Genomic DNA, 3172 nt, shown 5'->3' with positions numbered 1-3172 from the left:
AATTCTCGAATCGTTCTTCCTTTAGATACTCGAGCGATAAAGATTCCTACAAATGGAGACCATGCAATCCACCATGCCCAATAAAAGATGGTCCAACCATTGATCCAGTTACGATTTTCTTCATTAAGGGGAGCTATACGAAAGCTCATATTAATCAAGTTCTGTAGATAAGAGCCCACTGTATCCGTAAATAAATTTAACGTAAATAGAGTTGGCCCCAATATAAACGTTAGTAGAAATAATACTAATGCGATGGCCATATTAGCATTACTAAGAATTTTGATTCCTTTTCCCAAACCTGTTAAGGCTGAAATAATAAATAAGATCGTCACAACTAACACAATAAGAAATTGACTCATAAGATTGGAAGGAACGCCAAATAAATAAGATAAACCTCCATTAATTTGGACAGCGCCAAAACCAAGAGTCGTAGCGACACCGATAACCGTTGCAATAACGGCAATAATATCAATGATCTTCCCTAAAACCCCATCTGCATATTTCCCGATAACCGGCTTTAATGTCGCACTAATTAAGCTACGCTCTCCTTTTCTAAAGGTAAAGTAAGCTAATGAGAGAGCAATAATTCCGTATATTGCCCATGCATGGATCCCCCAATGGAAGAAGGTAAACCTCATAGCATCTTTCATGGCTTGATCTGTCCCTGTTTCACCTGTTGGAGAGCTGATTGCATAATGACTAAGGGGTTCAGCTGTACCATAAAACACTAACCCAATTCCCATTCCTGCACTAAAGAGCATAGCAAGCCAGGTTGGGCGTGAAAACTCAGGCTTATCCTCCTGTTTCCCGAGCTTAATTCGACCAATCGGACTTACTAACAAATACAAACAAACAATAACAAAGAACGTTACGACAATTAAATAGTACCAACCAAATGTATTTGTAATAAAATCTTGCAAATTACTTGTTACAGTTTCAAGTTGTGCAGGCATTGTAATGCCTACAAGAACAAGAAGAGCCAATATGGCGACTGAAATATAAAAAACTACTGAAACTTTTTTCATGTTAGATTAAAAACTCCCGTCTTTGATTGATTCGCAGAGGGCTTTACTTCAATTGGAGAACATTAAAAGATGTACAAGTAATGTAGACACTGTACTTTTTATGAAGCAAGAATAACTACCCCTTAAAGATTGCGTTAATAAAATAGTTTAATTAAATGATTTACTTTTTACTTCACTCCTATTCTAGATTTAAACCAACTTAGCTAACCAAAACACTTACATGATTTATTAGGTAAGGACCTCTATAAGGCGTTGTCTTTTGATTCATTTAATCCATATCCTTCATTACCTTTTGAACAGTTACTTATTTGCCTATTTTTTGTTTAGTGGATATGCTACTCCATTATAATGTTTTCAGGAGGGTATTAAGGGACATATTAGCATTATAACATTAACTTTACAGGAAGGACTTGTCATCTGGATATACTGTAATGGCATGGACAACAGCAAATGGACTTAAAAGTATAGTTTATTAAGGGAAACGGGGCAAGGATGCCCTAACTTATTTAACGTAACTAAAGCTGTATATCCTACACATTCTAAAGAGTAAAAATATATGTAGAGTGTCAAGATTTGCACTTTATTCTCTTATAGTTTACCTTTGTACCAGAATAACAAATGATGGAAGTTTTATAGGACTTAATCATAATGTGAATGCTACAATGGATACTAATACAAAAAGTAGTAGCAATGTTCTTGCAATTGAAGGGATCCTCCTATAAAAGAATTCCTTCATTCATGAGTGTCTCCCTATTATATCTATGTTGAGTTTATAAACCAAGGAAGAATATGTTGGAGGAGTAATAGGACTAGTAATGTTTGCAATAGCTTCAGAGGAAGTTAACCGGCATCGAGTATTATTTAATGAATTTGCTTACCTTTTTAAACGTTGAAAAGCCTGAAGGGAGAGTTATACATGAAACTGTATCAAGTAAGAAAAGGACAATTTGTATATTTTAACAATGAGTTACACAAAATCTATTCTGTGAAGCCTATATACAAACAGTCCGTTCATCTTATTAAGATGAAAGATTTAACACAACATTTAACCAATGCCTCAAAAGTTGAAAAATATAAACCCAAACACCTTGACAGTTTTGTTTTTAATTGTAAGACGTATACACTTTACAAAGACCGAAAAGCTGAAGAAGGGGACTATATCTTAATTACGAATCCAAGTCCCGATTACTTGGATCACTATTCATTACACGAAATTGAAATTGTATCGTCTGTGGAAACCAAAGGGGTTATCACAACTAAGTCTAATGGGGTCAAACATAACGAATATTTACTAATGGTTCCGGGCCGTGCCCCTGATAGTCAACCTATAGATTGTTTAGATGGACAGATGGCAGATAATGATTTAATGGGCGACGATTTTGATCAACCTGCAAAGAGTACCCAAGGTGAGATGCCGAATATTGGTGATGTATATAAAAAACGAGGTGGCAATCCTTCTATTGAGGTGATGGTCGTTGCCATCAATGGGGAAACGATCATTTTGGGTAACCATTTAGAACTCTCGTTGAGTGAGTTAAATGATAGTGAGATATGGGAGTTTCAATATAGCCTCTTAGAGGACGGAGTATAGGGGAAGTATGTGATAAATAACAAGATTCTAATGGATTATTCATGTCTAATACAAGATGAGATATTAGGTGAATTAACTTTGTATATTCTATACAAGTACGCGATAGAAAAAACCTACTGAGCAGCAAATCAGTAGGTTTCTCTATTACAATTATTCAACATTATGGGGGTGCTTTGTTGCATCTTGATTATTTTGTCTCATCTATCACGTATTATTCATTTGATAGTCATGATTAGATTTAAAATGAAAAAGACTCATCGATAGGCCTTTTCGCATAAAGCAATAAAGAGAAAACTAGTTGTGAGATTTTCTCTTTATTGCTTTATGACTATTTCGTTTCCTTATCTGATAACGGCGTACCATGAATATAGCCTGGAGCTGGGTTTAAATGAGGAGCCTGTCCTGTTGCTACGGGTTTTGCCTCATATTTAAACTCACTTAACCCATCCATAGATGGTCCTGAAGCCCATCGTCCCTGCTCACTTTCTGTTCCTTCTGAACAACTCATAAAGGTATAGGCTACATCTGACTTCTCATACTCTCGATTAAAGGTGCT

3 protein-coding genes are annotated in these 3172 nt (G+C 35.7%); 1 reads left to right on the top strand and 2 read right to left on the bottom strand.

Annotation, left to right across the window (positions count from 1 at the left end):
* A partial coding sequence (locus B9N79_RS25695; RefSeq protein ID WP_085119480.1) for a BCCT family transporter occupies positions 1-1025 on the bottom strand: 1025 nt, incomplete at its 3' end.
* Between the two features lie 916 nt (positions 1026-1941).
* Between B9N79_RS25695 and B9N79_RS25690 the strand changes: the two genes are divergently transcribed.
* Positions 1942-2616, top strand: a complete 675-nt coding sequence (locus B9N79_RS25690) for a hypothetical protein (RefSeq protein ID WP_085119477.1) — start codon at positions 1942-1944, stop codon at positions 2614-2616.
* 328 nt (positions 2617-2944) lie between these two features.
* Here the strand turns inward: B9N79_RS25690 and B9N79_RS25685 are convergent.
* A partial coding sequence (locus B9N79_RS25685) for a manganese catalase family protein (protein ID WP_205635686.1) occupies positions 2945-3172 on the bottom strand: 228 nt, incomplete at its 5' end.

Source organism: Priestia filamentosa (assembly GCF_900177535.1).
Taxonomy (GTDB): domain Bacteria; phylum Bacillota; class Bacilli; order Bacillales; family Bacillaceae_H; genus Bacillus_I; species Bacillus_I filamentosa.
Note: the sequence above shows the minus strand (reverse complement) of the source record. Positions and strands in the feature narration are given on the sequence as shown.

Bases quoted from the DNA above. Each gene is read 5' to 3' on its own strand.
- B9N79_RS25690 (WP_085119477.1), top strand. From the start codon at position 1,942: ATGAAACTGTATCAAGTAAGAAAAGGACAATTTGTATATTTTAACAAT.